The sequence below is a fragment of the Yokenella regensburgei ATCC 49455 genome (assembly GCF_000735455.1).
In the GTDB taxonomy this organism is placed as follows: domain Bacteria; phylum Pseudomonadota; class Gammaproteobacteria; order Enterobacterales; family Enterobacteriaceae; genus Yokenella; species Yokenella regensburgei.
Map to the genome: position 1 here is coordinate 14,604 of NZ_JMPS01000067.1, position 15,450 is coordinate 30,053.

The window sequence follows — 15,450 nt, forward strand, 5'->3', positions numbered from 1 at the left end:
AGTATAGAGTATTGAGGTAGTGGAATGAAGGGTATTATTCTTGCTGGCGGTTCAGGAACACGCTTGCATCCTATTACACGTGGTGTGTCCAAACAACTTTTACCTATTTATGATAAACCAATGGTTTATTACCCAATGTCAGTGCTGATGCTTGCCGGCATTCGTGACATTTTATTGATTACCACTCCGGAAGATCTCCCATCATTCCAGCGCCTGCTGGGAGATGGAAGTCGCTTTGGCATTAATCTCTCTTATGAAGTGCAACCTTCACCGGATGGCCTGGCACAAGCTTTTATTATCGGTGAGGAATTCATTGCAGGTGATAAGTGTGCTCTGGTGTTAGGCGATAATATTTTCTTTGGTCAGAGCTTTGGCCGTAAACTCGAGTCAGTGGTTGCCAGTGACGCTGGAGCAACGGTCTTTGGCTATCAGGTGATGGATCCGGAACGTTTCGGCGTTGTTGAATTTGATGACAAGTTCAAAGCCCTTAGCATTGAAGAAAAACCATTGAAACCTAAATCCAGCTGGGCTGTGACTGGCTTATATTTCTATGATGAAAACGTTGTTGAGATGGCCAAACAGGTTAAACCGTCTGAGCGTGGTGAGCTGGAGATAACAACACTGAACCAGATGTACCTTGAGAAAGGCGATCTGCAGGTTGAGTTGCTAGGCCGAGGATTCGCGTGGCTCGACACCGGCACCCATGACAGCCTCATTGAAGCCTCCCAGTTTATTCACACTATTGAGAAACGTCAGGGATTCAAAATCGCGTGTCTTGAGGAAATTGCCTATCGCAAAGGCTGGCTGACTGTAGAAGAGGTTATCGCCCATGGCAATGACATGGCGAAAACTAATTATGGTCAATACTTACTGAATTTGGTTAAAAACCAATAATCAAATTCCATGCTGAACCCAACTCATATTTTATATTCAGAAGGCTGATCCGGTTTCTGGAAATTCCTAATTGCAGCGATACTTTAAACCCTGCAGTGGCTATTGTTTTTACTGTGATCAGGGCCACAAATGCCTATCTCTGACCCTGATTTATGAGTTAAGATTCTTGCAAATTATATCTGTCGGGGTTACCCGACCCCGACAGTGACCACACCTGACAGGAGTATGTAATGTCCAAACAACAGATCGGCGTCGTCGGTATGGCAGTGATGGGGCGCAACCTGGCGCTCAACATCGAAAGCCGTGGTTACACCGTCTCCATCTTCAACCGCTCCCGTGAGAAGACTGAAGAAGTTGTTGCCGAGAATCCCGGCAAGAAGCTGGTTCCTTACTACACGGTAAAAGAGTTTGTCGAATCTCTGGAAACGCCGCGTCGTATCCTGTTAATGGTGAAAGCGGGTGCGGGTACCGATGCTGCAATCGACTCCCTGAAGCCGTTCCTTGATAAAGGCGACATCATCATTGATGGCGGTAATACCTTCTTCCAGGACACCATCCGTCGTAACCGCGAACTGTCTGAAGACGGTTTTAACTTCATCGGTACCGGCGTTTCCGGTGGCGAAGAGGGCGCACTGAAGGGCCCATCCATCATGCCAGGCGGTCAGAAACACGCCTACGAGCTGGTTGCACCAATCCTGACCAAAATCGCTGCTGTAGCCGAAGACGGTGAGCCGTGCGTGACTTATATTGGTCCGGACGGAGCGGGTCACTATGTGAAAATGGTGCACAACGGTATCGAATATGGCGATATGCAGCTGATTGCTGAAGCCTATTCCCTGTTGAAAGGTGGCCTGAACCTCTCTAACGAAGAACTGGCCCAGGTCTTCACTGAGTGGAACAACGGCGAGCTGAACAGCTACCTCATCGACATCACCAAAGACATTTTCACTAAGAAAGACGAAGAGGGTAAATACCTGGTCGACGTCATTCTTGATGAAGCCGCAAACAAAGGCACCGGTAAGTGGACCAGCCAGAGCTCTCTGGATCTTGGCGAGCCGCTGTCTCTTATCACTGAATCCGTATTTGCGCGTTACATCTCATCTCTGAAAGATCAGCGTGTTGCCGCTTCCAAAGTGCTGTCTGGCCCGAAAGCGCAGCCAGCAGGCGACAAAGCAGAGTTCGTTGAGAAAGTTCGCCGCGCACTGTACCTCGGTAAAATCGTCTCTTACGCACAGGGCTTCTCTCAGCTGCGCGCCGCTTCCGACGAGCATAGCTGGGATCTGAACTACGGCGAAATCGCGAAGATCTTCCGCGCTGGCTGCATCATCCGCGCCCAGTTCCTGCAGAAAATCACCGACGCGTATGCGGAAAACAAAGACATCGCTAACCTGCTGCTGGCACCGTACTTCAAGAAAATTGCTGACGAATATCAGCAGGCGCTGCGTGATGTCGTGGCTTATGCAGTACAGAACGGTATTCCGGTACCGACCTTCTCAGCAGCCGTTGCCTACTATGACAGCTACCGCTCTGCGGTACTGCCAGCGAACCTGATTCAGGCTCAGCGCGACTATTTCGGTGCGCATACCTATAAGCGTACGGATAAAGAAGGTGTCTTCCACACCGAGTGGCTGGATTAATCTGATTTAATCTCCGTCACTTACTAAGCCCGAAGCTTGTCTTCGGGCTTTTTTGTGCCCGCTATTGCTGGGGTCTGGCAATATCGCTGAAATTGCTTTTCGTCAATCGAGGCTCAACGTCGTGCCCGGGGAGGGCGCTCTGCCTTGACAGTACCTCGTTGTAAGAGGTAAAAATCCCTGATTCTTGTGATGGCGAAGCGGCCATCCTTACGGTTTAACTCACATAAGTTGCTATCGAATGAAAATAACAATTTCCGGTACTGGTTACGTCGGCTTATCCAACGGCATCCTGATCGCCCAACACCATGAAGTGGTGGCACTGGACATCGTGCAGGCGAAGGTAGACATGCTTAACAAAAAGCAGTCGCCGATTGTTGATAAAGAGATTCAGGAATACCTGACCACTAAGCCGCTGAACTTCCGCGCGACCACCGACAAGCACGATGCCTACCGCAATGCGGACTATGTGATTATTGCTACCCCGACCGATTACGATCCGAAAACCAACTACTTCAACACCTCTTCGGTTGAAGCGGTGATCCGTGATGTCACCGAAATCAATCCGAACGCGGTGATGATTATCAAGTCGACCATCCCGGTAGGCTTTACCCAGTCAATCAAAGCACAGCTGGGTATTGATAACATTTTCTTCTCGCCGGAGTTCCTGCGTGAAGGCCGCGCCCTGTACGATAACCTGCATCCGTCACGCATCGTGATCGGCGAACGCTCCGAGCGTGCTGAACGCTTTGCCGCGCTGCTGCAGGAAGGCGCCATTAAGCAAAACATCCCGACGCTGTTCACAGACTCCACCGAAGCCGAAGCTATTAAGCTGTTCGCAAACACCTATCTTGCAATGCGTGTGGCCTACTTCAATGAACTCGACAGCTATGCCGAAAGCCTGGGACTGAACTCAAAGCAGATCATCGAAGGCGTGTGCCTGGATCCGCGCATCGGCAACCACTACAACAACCCGTCCTTCGGCTACGGTGGCTACTGTCTGCCGAAAGATACCAAGCAGCTGCTGGCTAACTATGACCAGGTGCCAAACAACCTGATTTCCGCCATTGTTGATGCTAACCGGACGCGTAAAGACTTCATCGCTGATTCGATTCTCGCGCGCCATCCGAAGGTGGTCGGGGTATACCGTCTGATTATGAAAAGCGGGTCTGATAACTTCCGTGCATCTTCCATTCAGGGGATCATGAAGCGTATCAAGGCGAAGGGTGTTACGGTCATTATTTATGAACCGGTGATGCCGGAAGATGAGTTCTTCCACTCCCGCGTGGTGCGAGATCTTGAAGCGTTTAAGCAGGAGGCCGATGTGATTATTTCTAACCGTATGGCCGAAGAACTGGAAGACGTTGCGGATAAAGTGTATACCCGCGATCTGTTTGGTAATGACTAAGTTACAATAAAATCGCTGCGATAAAAAAGCCCTCATCAGAGGGCTTTTTTTTACACCTTATAAAACTCACGGTACCAGTCAACAAAGTTTTTAACCCCTTCCTTCACCGAGGTCTGCGGCTTAAAGCCGGTGACATCGAAGAGTGGGGTGGTGTCGGCGCTGGTCTCCAGGACGTCACCCGGCTGTACCGGCATCATATTTTTCTGCGCCGGGGTGCCAATAGCTTCTTCCAGCGCGGTAATGTAGTCCATCAGCTCCACCGGCGAACTGTTGCCGACGTTATACACCTGATAAGGCGCAGAGCTGCTGGCGGGCGAACCGGTTTCAACCGTCCACTCCGGGTTGGCAACCGGAACCACGTCCTGCAGGCGCATCACCGCTTCAGCGATGTCGTCGATGTAGGTGAAATCGCGCTTCATCTTGCCGTAGTTGTATACGTCGATGCTTTTACCCTCGAGCATCGCTTTGGTAAATTTGAACAATGCCATATCCGGACGACCCCACGGACCATAGACCGTAAAGAATCGCAGACCGGTGGTCGGCAGGCCGTACAGGTGTGAGTAGGTGTGCGACATCAGCTCGTTGGCTTTTTTAGTTGCCGCGTACAGCGATACCGGGTGATCGACGGCGTCGTCGGTAGAGAACGGCATTTTGCGGTTCAGACCGTATACCGAACTAGAGGAAGCATACACCAGATGCTGCACCTTATTATGGCGGCAGCCCTCAAGCACGTTCAGATGACCCATCATGTTGGACTCCGCGTAGATGTGCGGATTTTCCAGCGAATAGCGCACACCGGCCTGTGCGGCGAGGTGGATAACGCGGTTGAATTTCTCGTCAGCAAACAGCGTTTCCATCGCTTTGCGGTCGGCCAGATCGATTTTATGGAAGCTGAACAGGGGCGACTGCAGCAGGTCAAGGCGTGCCTGTTTGAGGCTGACATCGTAGTAATCGTTAAGATTGTCGATACCGACGACCTGATGGCCCGCATCCAGCAGGCGTTTGCAGATGTGATAGCCGATAAAACCGGCAGCTCCTGTAACCAGATATTTCATAGAATTCCTCAGTACACGCGTTCAGGAAGGCAACCACACCTTCGGCTGTAACGAAAGGCGAAATCATACCCGCCGGGCGCCAAAAAAGATAATCGTAATCTACAATTAGCGTTGCCGCTACGGCAGGTAAACAAAGTCTGGAATCGGATAAAATCCGATAGTAATTCCAAAGCGGATGAGTAAACTACCAAAGTTTATGGGTCTCCTTTTTTCATTTAATGTTAAGGTTTGTATGACGCAAGAAACCAATAATGGGTCGAACGGATTTCGCCCGGAAGCTGAGCAAATCGATCTTATTGATTTAGTTGTGCAGGTCTGGCGTGGGAAAATGACGATTGCAATCTGTGTTGTCGTTGCTGTTCTTCTCGCCGCCGTCTATCTGTTTGTTGCAAAAGAAAATGGACGTCTACCGCGATCATCTCCCAGCCGGATGCGGCACAAATTGCTTCGTACAATACCGCGCTGAATATTCTTTATCCCACCACCTCACCTAACATCAACGATGTCCAGGTACGGGTGATTGGTCGTTATAACGCGGCGATGTCAGCTTTGGCTGAATCGCTGGATAATCAGACCATCCCTGAAAAACTGACGGTTGAACAAGCGGTAAAAGGCCAGGACCTCCCGATTAAGATCTCTTACGTCGGCTCTTCTGCTGAAGCGGCGCAGAAACAGCTGACCCAGTATATTCAGCAGGTTGATGAGCAAATCGCCAAAGAGCTGGATACTGACCTGAACGATAACATTAAGCAGCAGACCGCTACGCTGCAGACTTCGTTGCAAACTCAGGAGAAGGTGGCTCAGGAGCAGAAAGATCTGCGTATCAAGCAAATCAAAGAAGCGCTGAAATACGCCGAGCAATCCAATGTCACCAAGCCGCAGGTGCAACAGACTCAGGACGTTAACCAGGACACTCTGTTCCTGCTCGGCAGCGAAGGGTTGAGCTCGATGGTGCAGAACGAAGCCACCCGTCCGCTGCTTTTTGCCAGCAGCTACTATCAGACCAAGCGTAACCTGCTTGATATCCAGAGCCTGCAGGTGGATCCGAAAACCATTCACGCCTATCGCTACGTGATGAAACCAAGCCTGCCGATTCATCGTGACAGCCCGAAACGTGGGCTCGTGGTGGTTCTCGCCGTACTGCTTGGCTTAATGGTCGGGGCAGGGCTCGTGTTGGGCCGAAACGCACTGCGAACCTATCAGGCAGAACGCCGCTAAATACAGATGAAATGAAAAAGGCCCGGCGCAACGGCTGCCGGGCCTTTTTTTTATTTGTGCCGTGCTCTAAGGTTCTCAATCACGGTGGTTAAATCGAGCTCCTGGTCCTGCAGCAGCACCAGCAGGTGATAGATCAGATCTGAGGCTTCGTTGGTCAGCTCGTGGCGATCGTTGACCGTGGCGGCAAGGGCGGTTTCAACACCTTCTTCACCTACCTTCTGGGCAATCCGCTTGGTACCGCTGGCGTAAAGCTTCGCGGTGTATGAACTTGCCGGGTCGGCGGATTTACGTTCTGCCAGCAGCTGTTCGAGCTGCCAGAGGAACAGCCACTGGTGGCTGTTCTCGCCAAAGCAGCTGGAGGTGCCTTTGTGACAGGTTGGGCCAGTCGGGTTGACCAGCACCAGCAGGGTGTCGTTATCGCAGTCCGGGGCAATACTGACCACGCTGAGGAAATTGCCTGAGGTTTCCCCCTTGGTCCACAGACGCTGTTTGGTGCGTGAAAAGAACGTCACCTTGCCGGTGGCCTGGGTCTTCGCCAGCGCTTCCTGGTTCATATAGCCCAGCATCAGCACTTCACCAGAAACCGCGTGTTGAATAATGGCGGGCATCAGTCCGTCGGTTTTTTGCCAGTCCAGTTGCTCTGTTAACATACCCTTATCTCCACGCCCTGTGCGGCCAGGTACGCTTTTAGTTCACCAATATTAATAATCTGCTTGTGGAACACCGAGGCCGCCAGCGCCCCGTCGACGTTCGCCACCCGAAAGGCGTCGAGGAAGTGCTCCATGGTCCCGGCGCCGCCGGAGGCAATAAGCGGCACGTGGCACACCTCGCGGACCTTACGCAGTTGTTCAAGATCGTAACCGTTACGCACGCCGTCCTGGTTCATCATGTTCAGGACTATCTCACCCGCGCCGCGTTTTTGCACTTCCTGCACCCAGTCGAGGGTTTCCCATTGCGTAACGCGGGTACGGCTTTCATCACCGGTATACTGATTGACGTGGTATTTGCCGGTGTCGCTATCAAACCAGGTATCGATACCCACGACAATACACTGCACGCCGAAGCGGTCCGCCAGACGAGTGATAAGCAACGGGTCCGCCAGCGCCGGGGAGTTCACCGAAATTTTGTCGGCACCAAATGAGAGAATTCTGGCGGCGTCGTCGAGAGATTTGATCCCGCCTGCCACGCAAAACGGAATATCGATAACTTCCGCCACGCGCTCAATCCAGCTTTTATCTACCACCCGGCCATCGCTTGAGGCGGTGATATCGTAGAACACCAGCTCATCGGCGCCTTCTTCTGCGTAACGTTTTGCCAGCGGGACGATGTCGCCGATGATTTCGTGATTGCGGAACTGCACGCCTTTTACGACCTGACCATCACGCACGTCCAGGCATGGGATTATCCGTTTTGCCAGCATTGGATGGCCTCCGTCACGTTGAATTTACCTTCCAGCAGCGCGCGCCCGACGATCACGCCACGCACGCCGGTTCCACGCAGGGCGGCGATATCGGCAAGCCCGCCGATCCCGCCCGAGGACTGAAACGCCACCTGCGGATAACGGGCGCAGATCTCTCCATACAGCGCCACGTTGGAGCCTGCGAGGGTGCCATCGCGAGAAATATCGGTACACAGCACGTGCTGCAGCCCAACCGACTGATAGATTGCGATAAGCGTCTCCAGCGTCACGCCGGAGTTCTCCTGCCAGCCGCTGACCGCCACCTGCTTCACGCCGTTTTCATCTATACGCACGTCCAGCGCCAGCACTAATTTGTCGGCACCAAAGCGTTTAAACCAGCCCTGAACGATGTCCGGGGATTTTACCGCCGTTGAGCCAATCACCACCCGCGCGACCCCCGCGTTGAGCAGGGCGGCCACGTCATCTTCGGTCCGCACGCCGCCGCCAACCTGCACCGGCACACTGACTCCGGCAACGAGATTTTTCAGCAACGGGATTTGCCGCTGGCTCGGGTCTTTTGCGCCGGTCAAATCAACCAAATGCAGCACTTCCGCACCCTGGGCGGCATACTCCTGCAGGCGCGGCAGCGGATCGTTACCGTAGTCGCGCTGCCGGGCGTAATCCCCCTGGTGGAGACGCACGACCGTGCCATCAATTAAATCTAAAGCCGGAATAATCATCACATCTCCAGGAAATTTTTCAGCAGCTGCGCGCCGGCGGCACCGGAACGTTCCGGGTGAAACTGCACGCCGAAGAAATTATCTTTCTGCACCGCGGCGGTAAAGGGGTCACCATATTCGCACTGGGCGATGGTCCACGCGTTCACCGGCATGGCGTAGCTGTGCACAAAGTAGAACCACGCGCCGTCGTCGATACCGCGGAACAGCGGGTTCCCGGCTTTTGCCGAGACGCGGTTCCAGCCCATGTGGGGCAGGGGAAGACCACGGTCGAGCATCTTCGGCACATCCGCATCGATAATGCCCAGCATGTCCACGCCGCGCGTCTCTTCGCTGCGGCGGGCTAATAATTGCATACCCAGGCAAATGCCGAGCACCGGCTGGGTGCACACCTTAATCAGCTCAACCAGTTCGCGTTCGCGCAGCTGGTCCATCGCCGCCTGCGCGGTACCGACGCCGGGTAAAAAGAGCTTATCGGCGCGCAGCACCACGTCGGGCTCGCGGCTGACCGTTGGCGTATAGCCGTGGCGGCCGATGGCCGATTTCACCGAGTTGAGGTTGGCGCAGCCGGTATCGAGGATAACGACGTTCATCACAGCACCCCTTTAGACGACGGTAGCGTATCACCCTCAACGCGAATGGCCTGGCGCAGCGTACGGCCAAAGGCTTTGAACAGGCTCTCCACGCGGTGGTGATCGTTTTTGCCTTTGGTTTTCAGGTGCAGGGTCACGCCCATGGTGTAGGAGAGCGAGCGGAAGAAGTGCTCGATCATCTCGGTGCTGAGATCGCCCACGCGCTGGTAGGTGAACTCGGCTTTATATTCGAGGTGTGGACGCCCTGAGATATCCAGCGCGCAGCGCGCGAGACACTCGTCCATCGGCAGCACAAAGCCGAAGCGATTGATGCCGCGCTTGTCGCCGAGCGCCAGCTTCAGCGCCTCACCCAGCGCCAGACCGGTATCTTCCACGGTGTGGTGATCGTCAATATACAGGTCACCTTTGACGGTTATCTCCGTGCGGAAGCCGCCGTGGGTGGCAATTTGATCCAGCATATGGTCGAAGAAACCGACGCCGGTGTTAATCTTGCTGCCCCCTTCGCGATCGAGCCAGATTTTCACGTCGATCTGCGTTTCTTTAGTATTACGCTCAACGTGAGAGTAGCGGTCACGGGCGGTGAGCTGTTCCCCAATGGCGTTCCAGCCCAGCGTGTCGCGCGCATAGCGCAGACCGCCGATGCCCATGTTGTCGGCAAGCGTAATATCGGTGGCGCGATCGCCAATCACATAGCTGTTGGCAACGTCCATCATCCCCGGCTCAAGCCAGCGGCGCACGAGGGTGGTTTTCGGCTTACGACAGTCGCAGTTATCCGCTGGCAGGTGCGGGCAAATAAGCACTTCGTCGAAGGCCACGCCCTGAGAGGTCAGCACCTGCATCATCAGGTCGTGCGGTCCATCGAAGTCTGCCTGCGGGAAGCTGTCGGTCCCCAGCCCGTCCTGATTAGTAATCATCACCAGGCGATACCCGGCTTTCTGCAGCTTGAGCAGCGTCGGGATCACCTCCGGCTCGAAGGCGAGTTTATCGAAGCGGTCGACCTGATAGTCGCTCGGCGGCTCGGCAATCAGCGTGCCGTCACGGTCAATAAAAAGAAACTTCTGGGTCATACACTCTCCGCTCTCAGGGCATCAATCACACGCTGGCTCTCTGCACGGGTCCCGATGGTTATCCGCAGGCAGCCGCTCAATGACGGTTGTTTGTTCTGGTCTCGTAAGATAATGCCCTGATCCCACAAAGATTTAAATACGGCACTTGAGGCGGTAATGCGCACCAGAATGTAGTTAGTTTCTGAATCGAAAACCTGCTCGACGCACGCTGTCTCCTGAAGCTGGCTCACCAGATACTGGCGCTCGCTCAGGATCTGCGCCACTCGCTCGCGCATCTGGGTAATGCCCTGCGGCGTTAACGCCTGGGCGGCGATATCGGCAACCGGGGTTGAGAGCGGGTACGGCGCAATCACCTTCAGCAGCAAATTAATCACCTGCTCGCTGGCGAGGGTGAAGCCGCAGCGCAGGCCTGCCAGCGCAAAGGCTTTCGACAGCGTGCGCAGCACCACGAGGTGCGGGTAATCGGCGATCCAGCCAGCGAGCGTTGCCTGCGGGCAAAACTCAATGTACGCTTCGTCGGCGACGACCAGCGCTTTACCGCGGGTCATCTCCAGCAGCACGCGCAGATCCTGCGGATTGATAATCTGCCCGGTCGGGTTGTTCGGGCTGCACACATAAACCACCTTCACGCCGTCGAGCTGCTCTGCGATGGCCGGGAGGTTGAGCTGCCAGTCGTCCAGAGCCTGCACGGTGCGGTACTCCACGCCGAAGGTTTCGGCGCTGACGCTGTACATCCCGTAGGTTGGCGGGCAGAACAGAATGGCATCTTTGCCCGGCTCGCAGAAAGCACGAATCAACAGCTCAATCCCTTCATCCGCCCCGCGGCTTACCAGAACCTGCTCCGGCTTCAGCCCGGCGTACTGGGCGTAGTTCTCAATCACCGCTTTTGGCTGACACTCCGGATAGCGGTTCAGCGTCTGCTGGGTCAGGCCAAACGGCACCGCCGTCGGGAATTCATTGGCATTGAGCCAGACGTCACCTTTACCCCCCAGGCGGCGCGCAGACTGGTATGGCGTCAGATTACGGACATTCTCACGGGCTAACTCTTCGATGCTCATGCTTGCTCCTTGAGGGCGGCAACGCGCAGCGTTACGGCGTTTTTGTGGGCCATCAGACGCTCAGCGGCGGCCAGGGTTTCGATAGTGCTGGCGAGGCTTGCAAAGCCGTCGCGGGACAGCTCCTGCACCGTCATGCGTTTCTGGAAATCCGCCAACCCAAGGCTTGAACAGGTGGCGGTATAGCCGTAGGTCGGCAGCACGTGGTTGGTACCGGAGGCGTAATCACCGGCGGATTCCGGCGACCAGTCGCCGAGGAATACCGAACCGGCGCTGGTAATGTCATCCACCAGGCTGCGGGCATTGCGGGTCTGAATAATCAGGTGCTCCGGGCCATACAGGTTGGAGATTTGCACACACTGAGCCAGACTTTCGGCAACAATCAGGCGGCTTGCCGCCAGCGCCTGACGCGCGGTTTCGGCGCGCGGCAGGTCGGCGAGCTGGCGCTCTACGGCCTGTGCGACCAGGGCCGCCATACCGGCATCCGGCGTCAGCAGGAGAACCTGCGAGTCCGGGCCGTGTTCGGCCTGAGAAAGCAGGTCAGAAGCCACGAAGTCCGGGGTGGCACCGCTGTCGGCGATCACCAGCACTTCCGAAGGACCGGCGGGCATGTCGATGGCCGCACCGTCCAGACGCTGGCTGACCTGGCGCTTCGCTTCGGTCACATACGCGTTGCCCGGGCCAAAAATCTTATCCACCGCCGGAATACTCTCGCTGCCAAACGCCAGCGCGGCGATGGCCTGGGCGCCACCGACGTTGAACACGTCCTGCACGCCGCAGAGCTGCGCGGCATAGAGAATTTCATCGGCAATCGGCGGCGGCGAGCACAGGACCACGCGCGGGCAGCCGGCAATGCGCGCCGGGGTGGCGAGCATTAAAACGGTCGAAAAGAGCGGGGCACTGCCCCCGGGTATATAAAGGCCGACGGAGGCCATCGGGCGCGTCACCTGCTGACAGCGCACGCCGGGCTGGGTTTCGATATCAACCGCGGGCAGCAGCTGAGCGGTGTGGAAGCGCTCAATATTGCGCACCGCAACCGCCATCGCTTGTTTCAACTCCGGGCTCAGGCGCTCACCGGCGGCGGCGATGTCTGCCGCGCTGACCTTAAGGGCGGTGACGGTGGTTTTGTCGAACTTTGCGCCATACTCGCGCAGGGCCGCGTCGCCGTTGGTTTTAACGTTTTCCAGGATCTCCGCTACGGTGCGGGTAATGCTCTCTGAGGCCGCCACCGCCGGGCGCATCAGCAGAGCGTTTTGCTGCTCTGCGCTGCACTGGTTCCAGTCGATAATCGTGTTGAAGCTCATTGGCGTTACTCCATCATCTTCTCAATTGGCAGAACCAGAATGGAGCTGGCGCCCAGCACCTTCAGTTTTTCCATGGTTTCCCAGAACAGGGTTTCGCTGCTGACCATGTGCATTGCCACGCGCTGCTGATCGCCTGCCAGCGGCAGAATGGTCGGACGCTCGGCGCCCGGGAGCAGGGCAATCACTTCGTCCAGACGCTCGGTTGGGGCGTGCAGCATGATGTACTTCGATTCACGGGCCTGGATAACCCCCTGAATACGGGTCAGCAGCTTATCGATGAGCTGCTGCTTCACGTCCGACATTTCGCCGTCGCGCTGGATCAGGCAGGCTTTAGAGCGGTAAATCACTTCCACTTCACGCAGACCGTTGGCTTCGAGGGTGGCTCCGGTGGAGACGAGGTCGCAGATAGCGTCAGCAAGTCCGGCGCGCGGAGCCACTTCGACAGAGCCGTTCAGCAGGCAGGATTTAAAAGCGATGCCTTTCTGATCGAGGTAGCGCTTCAGCAGGTGCGGGTAAGAGGTGGCAATACGTTTGCCGTCGAGGGCGGCAGGGCCATTCCAGGACTCATCCACCGGGGTGGCAAGCGACAGGCGGCAACCGCCGAAATCGAGGCGACGCAGGGTGAAATAGCGAGGGTCTTCGCCCTGGGCGCGGCGGTTCAGCAGCTCTTCTTCCAGCACGTTTTCGCCGATAATGCCGAGGTCGACCACGCCATCCATCACCAGGCCCGGGATGTCGTCATCACGTACGCGCAGAATATCGATCGGCATATTTTCCGCCAGCGCAATCAGACGCTGGGTGTGCAGGTTGATTTTTATGCCGCAGCGGGCCAGTAATTCGCATGAATCGTCGCTAAGACGCCCGGATTTCTGCATAGCTATGCGTAAACGATTGTTGTCTGACATTGTGGTTTCCTCGTTAACCTGTCTAAATCTTCTGGATCCGACCCAATAAAAAAGCCCCCGGAAGTATTCTCTTCCGGGGGCTCTCTCTTGCGTTCATGCACCACTGGAAGATCTGAATGTCTTCCAGCACACATCGCCTGAAAGACTAGTCAGGATGATGGTGATGATGATGGTTTTTAAATTGAACGCAGATCATAATTTTCTCGTTGAATGCTTATTCACTAGATGTCTTTTAACCTAAACCAGTTCGTCTACCGAAAGCAAGGGCTTTTTTCTATGATTAATTGATTTCATATTGATGCTATAAATTGTCAGCAGGGGCACGCTGGCGTAGCCTGTTAACTGGAGTGAACACCTCAGGAGATAACGCATGAAAAAGGTCGCGATTGTCGGATTAGGCTGGCTGGGTATGCCGCTGGCGCTGTCATTGACGGCGCGGGGTTGGCAGGTCACCGGCAGCAAAACCACTCAGGACGGAGTGGAAGCGGCAAGGATGTGCGGTATCGACAGCTATCCTTTACGTCTGGAGCCGCAGCTGGTCTGCGAAGCCGATGACCTGGATGCGCTGATGAACGTTGATGCCCTGGTGATTACGCTTCCGGCACGCCGCAGCGGGCCGGGCGATGATTTCTATCTGCAGGCGGTGCAGGAGATTGTCGACTCTGCGCTGGCGCATCAAATTCCTCGCATCATCTTTACCAGTTCCACCTCCGTGTATGGCAACGTCAGCGGTACGGTGAAAGAGAACACCCGGCGCGAACCGACGACGCTCAGCGGTAGGGTGTTGAAAGAGCTGGAAGACTGGTTGCATAACCTGCCGGGCACTTCGGTGGATATTGTGCGTCTCGCCGGGCTGGTAGGGCCGGGGCGTCATCCGGGCCGTTTCTTCGCCGGAAAATCAGCGCCGGACGGCCAGCATGGGGTCAATCTGGTGCATCTGGAAGACGTTGTCTCCGCGATTACGCTGCTGTTACAGGCTCCGAGCGGCGGACACATCTATAATATATGTGCACCTAAGCATCCAACGCGTGCGGAGTTCTACCCGCAGATGGCCCGAGAGCTGGGGCTTGAACCCCCGACGTTCGGCGTGGGTGACAAGAACGATAAAGGCAAAATTATTGATGGCAACCGGATCTGCAACGAACTGGGATTTGAATATCAGTACCCGGACCCGCTGGTAATGCCGATGGAGTGACATTCGTGTGGCGGGAGTAGCCTTTTGCAGGGGAGGCGACGATGAAGCCACTACTGGATGTCCTCATTATTCTTGATGCTCTTGAAAAAGAAGGGAGCTTTGCCGCGGCGTCGGCAAAGCTCTATAAAACGCCTTCCGCCCTCAGCTACACCATTCATAAACTCGAAAGCGACCTCAATATTCAACTGCTTGACCGCAGCGGCCATCGTGCAAAGTTCACCCGAACAGGACAAATGCTGCTTGAGAAAGGGCGTGAAGTGCTGCACAGCGTGCGCGAACTGGAACAGCAGGCGGTAAAACTCAACGAAGGCTGGGAGAACGCGCTGGTGATTAGCGTCGATGATACGTTCCCGTTTTCGCTGCTGACGCCGCTGATTGATACCTTCTGCCAGCAGTATGGCGTGACGCGGTTGACCTTTGTGCGCGGCGAGCCGGAGAACCCCTGGGAGCGGCTGATGCAGGGCAGTGCCGATATCGTCGTAGGTGCGCTCGGAACGCCCCCCTCGCTGAGTGGTTATGCCTTCGCTCCGCTTGGCGAACTGGAGCAGGTGTTTGTGGTGGCACCGCAGCATCCGCTGGCGCAGGAGCCGGAACCGCTGAGCCGCCGGATCCTGAAGCGTCATCGCGCCGTGGTCGTGGGGGAGCCACACGCTTCAGCCACTTCGGCGCATCGCCAACGGCTGGACGATCAACAAGCCATCACGGTTTTCGATTATAAGACTAAACTTGAGCTGCAGTTGAGCGGTCTGGCGTGCGGCTATATACCGCGCTATATGGCGCACCGGCTGCTGGAAACCGGTGCGCTGGTGGCGAAAAAAGTCTCACCGGAACAGGTTCTTGACCCTGCATGGATAGGCTGGAATGAGCAGGCTGCCGGCCTCGCCAGCGCCTGGTGGCGGGAGTCTATTTTAGCAAATAGTGCTATCGCCAAGGTTTACCAGAAATCGGGTGATTGAAAATCAGCCATTTAGGCAAAACTTTTGCGT

The 15,450-nt window shown here is 55.5% G+C and carries 15 protein-coding genes, 1 pseudogene and 1 other annotated feature; of the genes and pseudogenes, 6 read left to right on the plus strand and 10 right to left on the minus strand.

What is annotated here, in order from left to right; genetic code table 11:
• Nucleotides 1–24: 24 nt before the first annotated feature.
• The 3 genes from rfbA to ugd all read left to right on the plus strand — a co-directional run bounded on the left by rfbA (nt 25) and on the right by ugd (nt 3,936).
• Entirely contained in the window at nt 25–894 is an 870-nt protein-coding gene (rfbA, locus tag GYRE_RS15805) for a glucose-1-phosphate thymidylyltransferase RfbA (RefSeq protein WP_038256531.1), read from the plus strand.
• Between the two features lie 230 nt (nt 895–1,124).
• Nucleotides 1,125–2,531: an NADP-dependent phosphogluconate dehydrogenase gene (gene gndA / locus GYRE_RS15810; protein WP_038256533.1), complete on the plus strand. Its 1,407-nt coding sequence runs from the start codon at nt 1,125–1,127 to the stop codon at nt 2,529–2,531.
• A 238-nt stretch (nt 2,532–2,769) separates the two neighbouring features.
• Nucleotides 2,770–3,936: a UDP-glucose 6-dehydrogenase gene (gene ugd, locus GYRE_RS15815; protein WP_006820737.1), complete on the plus strand. Its 1,167-nt coding sequence runs from the start codon at nt 2,770–2,772 to the stop codon at nt 3,934–3,936.
• Between the two features lie 50 nt (nt 3,937–3,986).
• Here the strand turns inward: ugd and GYRE_RS15820 are convergent, their stop codons facing one another.
• Nucleotides 3,987–4,991: an NAD-dependent epimerase gene (locus tag GYRE_RS15820; RefSeq protein ID WP_006820736.1), complete on the minus strand. Its 1,005-nt coding sequence runs from the start codon at nt 4,989–4,991 to the stop codon at nt 3,987–3,989.
• A 232-nt stretch (nt 4,992–5,223) separates the two neighbouring features.
• On the opposite strand from GYRE_RS15820, the pseudogene wzzB reads away from it, so the two are divergent.
• Nucleotides 5,224–6,209: pseudogene (gene wzzB / locus GYRE_RS15825) on the plus strand (LPS O-antigen chain length determinant protein WzzB).
• A 50-nt stretch (nt 6,210–6,259) separates the two neighbouring features.
• Here the strand turns inward: wzzB and hisIE are convergent.
• The 9 genes from hisIE to hisL all read right to left on the minus strand — a co-directional run bounded on the left by hisIE (nt 6,260) and on the right by hisL (nt 13,465).
• On the minus strand, nt 6,260–6,859 hold the full coding sequence (gene hisIE, locus GYRE_RS15830) for a bifunctional phosphoribosyl-AMP cyclohydrolase/phosphoribosyl-ATP diphosphatase HisIE (protein WP_038256535.1): 600 nt from the start codon (nt 6,857–6,859) through the stop codon (nt 6,260–6,262).
• Entirely contained in the window at nt 6,853–7,629 is a 777-nt protein-coding gene (hisF, locus tag GYRE_RS15835) for an imidazole glycerol phosphate synthase subunit HisF (protein ID WP_038256538.1), read from the minus strand. The genes hisIE and hisF overlap by 7 nt, the downstream gene beginning before the upstream one ends.
• Nucleotides 7,611–8,348, minus strand: a complete 738-nt coding sequence (hisA, locus tag GYRE_RS15840) for a 1-(5-phosphoribosyl)-5-[(5-phosphoribosylamino)methylideneamino]imidazole-4-carboxamide isomerase (RefSeq protein ID WP_038256541.1) — start codon at nt 8,346–8,348, stop codon at nt 7,611–7,613. Before hisA ends, hisF begins: the two co-directional genes overlap by 19 nt.
• Complete coding sequence (gene hisH, locus GYRE_RS15845) at nt 8,348–8,938, minus strand: imidazole glycerol phosphate synthase subunit HisH (RefSeq protein WP_006820731.1); 591 nt, start codon at nt 8,936–8,938, stop codon at nt 8,348–8,350. Before hisH ends, hisA begins: the two co-directional genes overlap by 1 nt.
• Nucleotides 8,938–10,005: a bifunctional histidinol-phosphatase/imidazoleglycerol-phosphate dehydratase HisB gene (hisB, locus tag GYRE_RS15850; protein WP_038256542.1), complete on the minus strand. Its 1,068-nt coding sequence runs from the start codon at nt 10,003–10,005 to the stop codon at nt 8,938–8,940. Before hisB ends, hisH begins: the two co-directional genes overlap by 1 nt.
• A complete protein-coding gene (gene hisC, locus GYRE_RS15855) occupies nt 10,002–11,063 on the minus strand; it encodes a histidinol-phosphate transaminase (protein ID WP_006820729.1) in 1,062 nt (353 codons plus the stop codon). Before hisC ends, hisB begins: the two co-directional genes overlap by 4 nt.
• Complete coding sequence (gene hisD / locus GYRE_RS15860) at nt 11,060–12,364, minus strand: histidinol dehydrogenase (RefSeq protein ID WP_006820728.1); 1,305 nt, start codon at nt 12,362–12,364, stop codon at nt 11,060–11,062. The genes hisC and hisD overlap by 4 nt, the downstream gene beginning before the upstream one ends.
• A gap of 5 nt (nt 12,365–12,369) precedes the next feature.
• Nucleotides 12,370–13,269 carry an ATP phosphoribosyltransferase gene (hisG, locus tag GYRE_RS15865; protein ID WP_038256543.1) on the minus strand — a complete coding sequence of 300 codons (900 nt, stop codon included), beginning with the start codon at nt 13,267–13,269 and terminating at the stop codon, nt 12,370–12,372.
• 45 nt (nt 13,270–13,314) lie between these two features.
• Nucleotides 13,315–13,439, minus strand: a sequence feature (His leader region).
• On the minus strand, nt 13,415–13,465 hold the full coding sequence (gene hisL / locus GYRE_RS24570) for a his operon leader peptide (RefSeq protein ID WP_112471448.1): 51 nt from the start codon (nt 13,463–13,465) through the stop codon (nt 13,415–13,417). (Overlaps the previous feature by 25 nt.)
• A 174-nt stretch (nt 13,466–13,639) precedes the next feature.
• On the opposite strand from hisL, the gene GYRE_RS15870 reads away from it, so the two are divergent.
• Nucleotides 13,640–14,464 (plus strand): SDR family oxidoreductase, encoded by an 825-nt coding sequence (locus GYRE_RS15870; protein ID WP_006820725.1) that lies wholly within the window; start codon nt 13,640–13,642, stop codon nt 14,462–14,464.
• 41 nt (nt 14,465–14,505) lie between these two features.
• A complete protein-coding gene (locus tag GYRE_RS15875; RefSeq protein WP_006820724.1) occupies nt 14,506–15,420 on the plus strand; it encodes a LysR substrate-binding domain-containing protein in 915 nt (304 codons plus the stop codon).
• Nucleotides 15,421–15,450 lie beyond the last annotated feature (30 nt).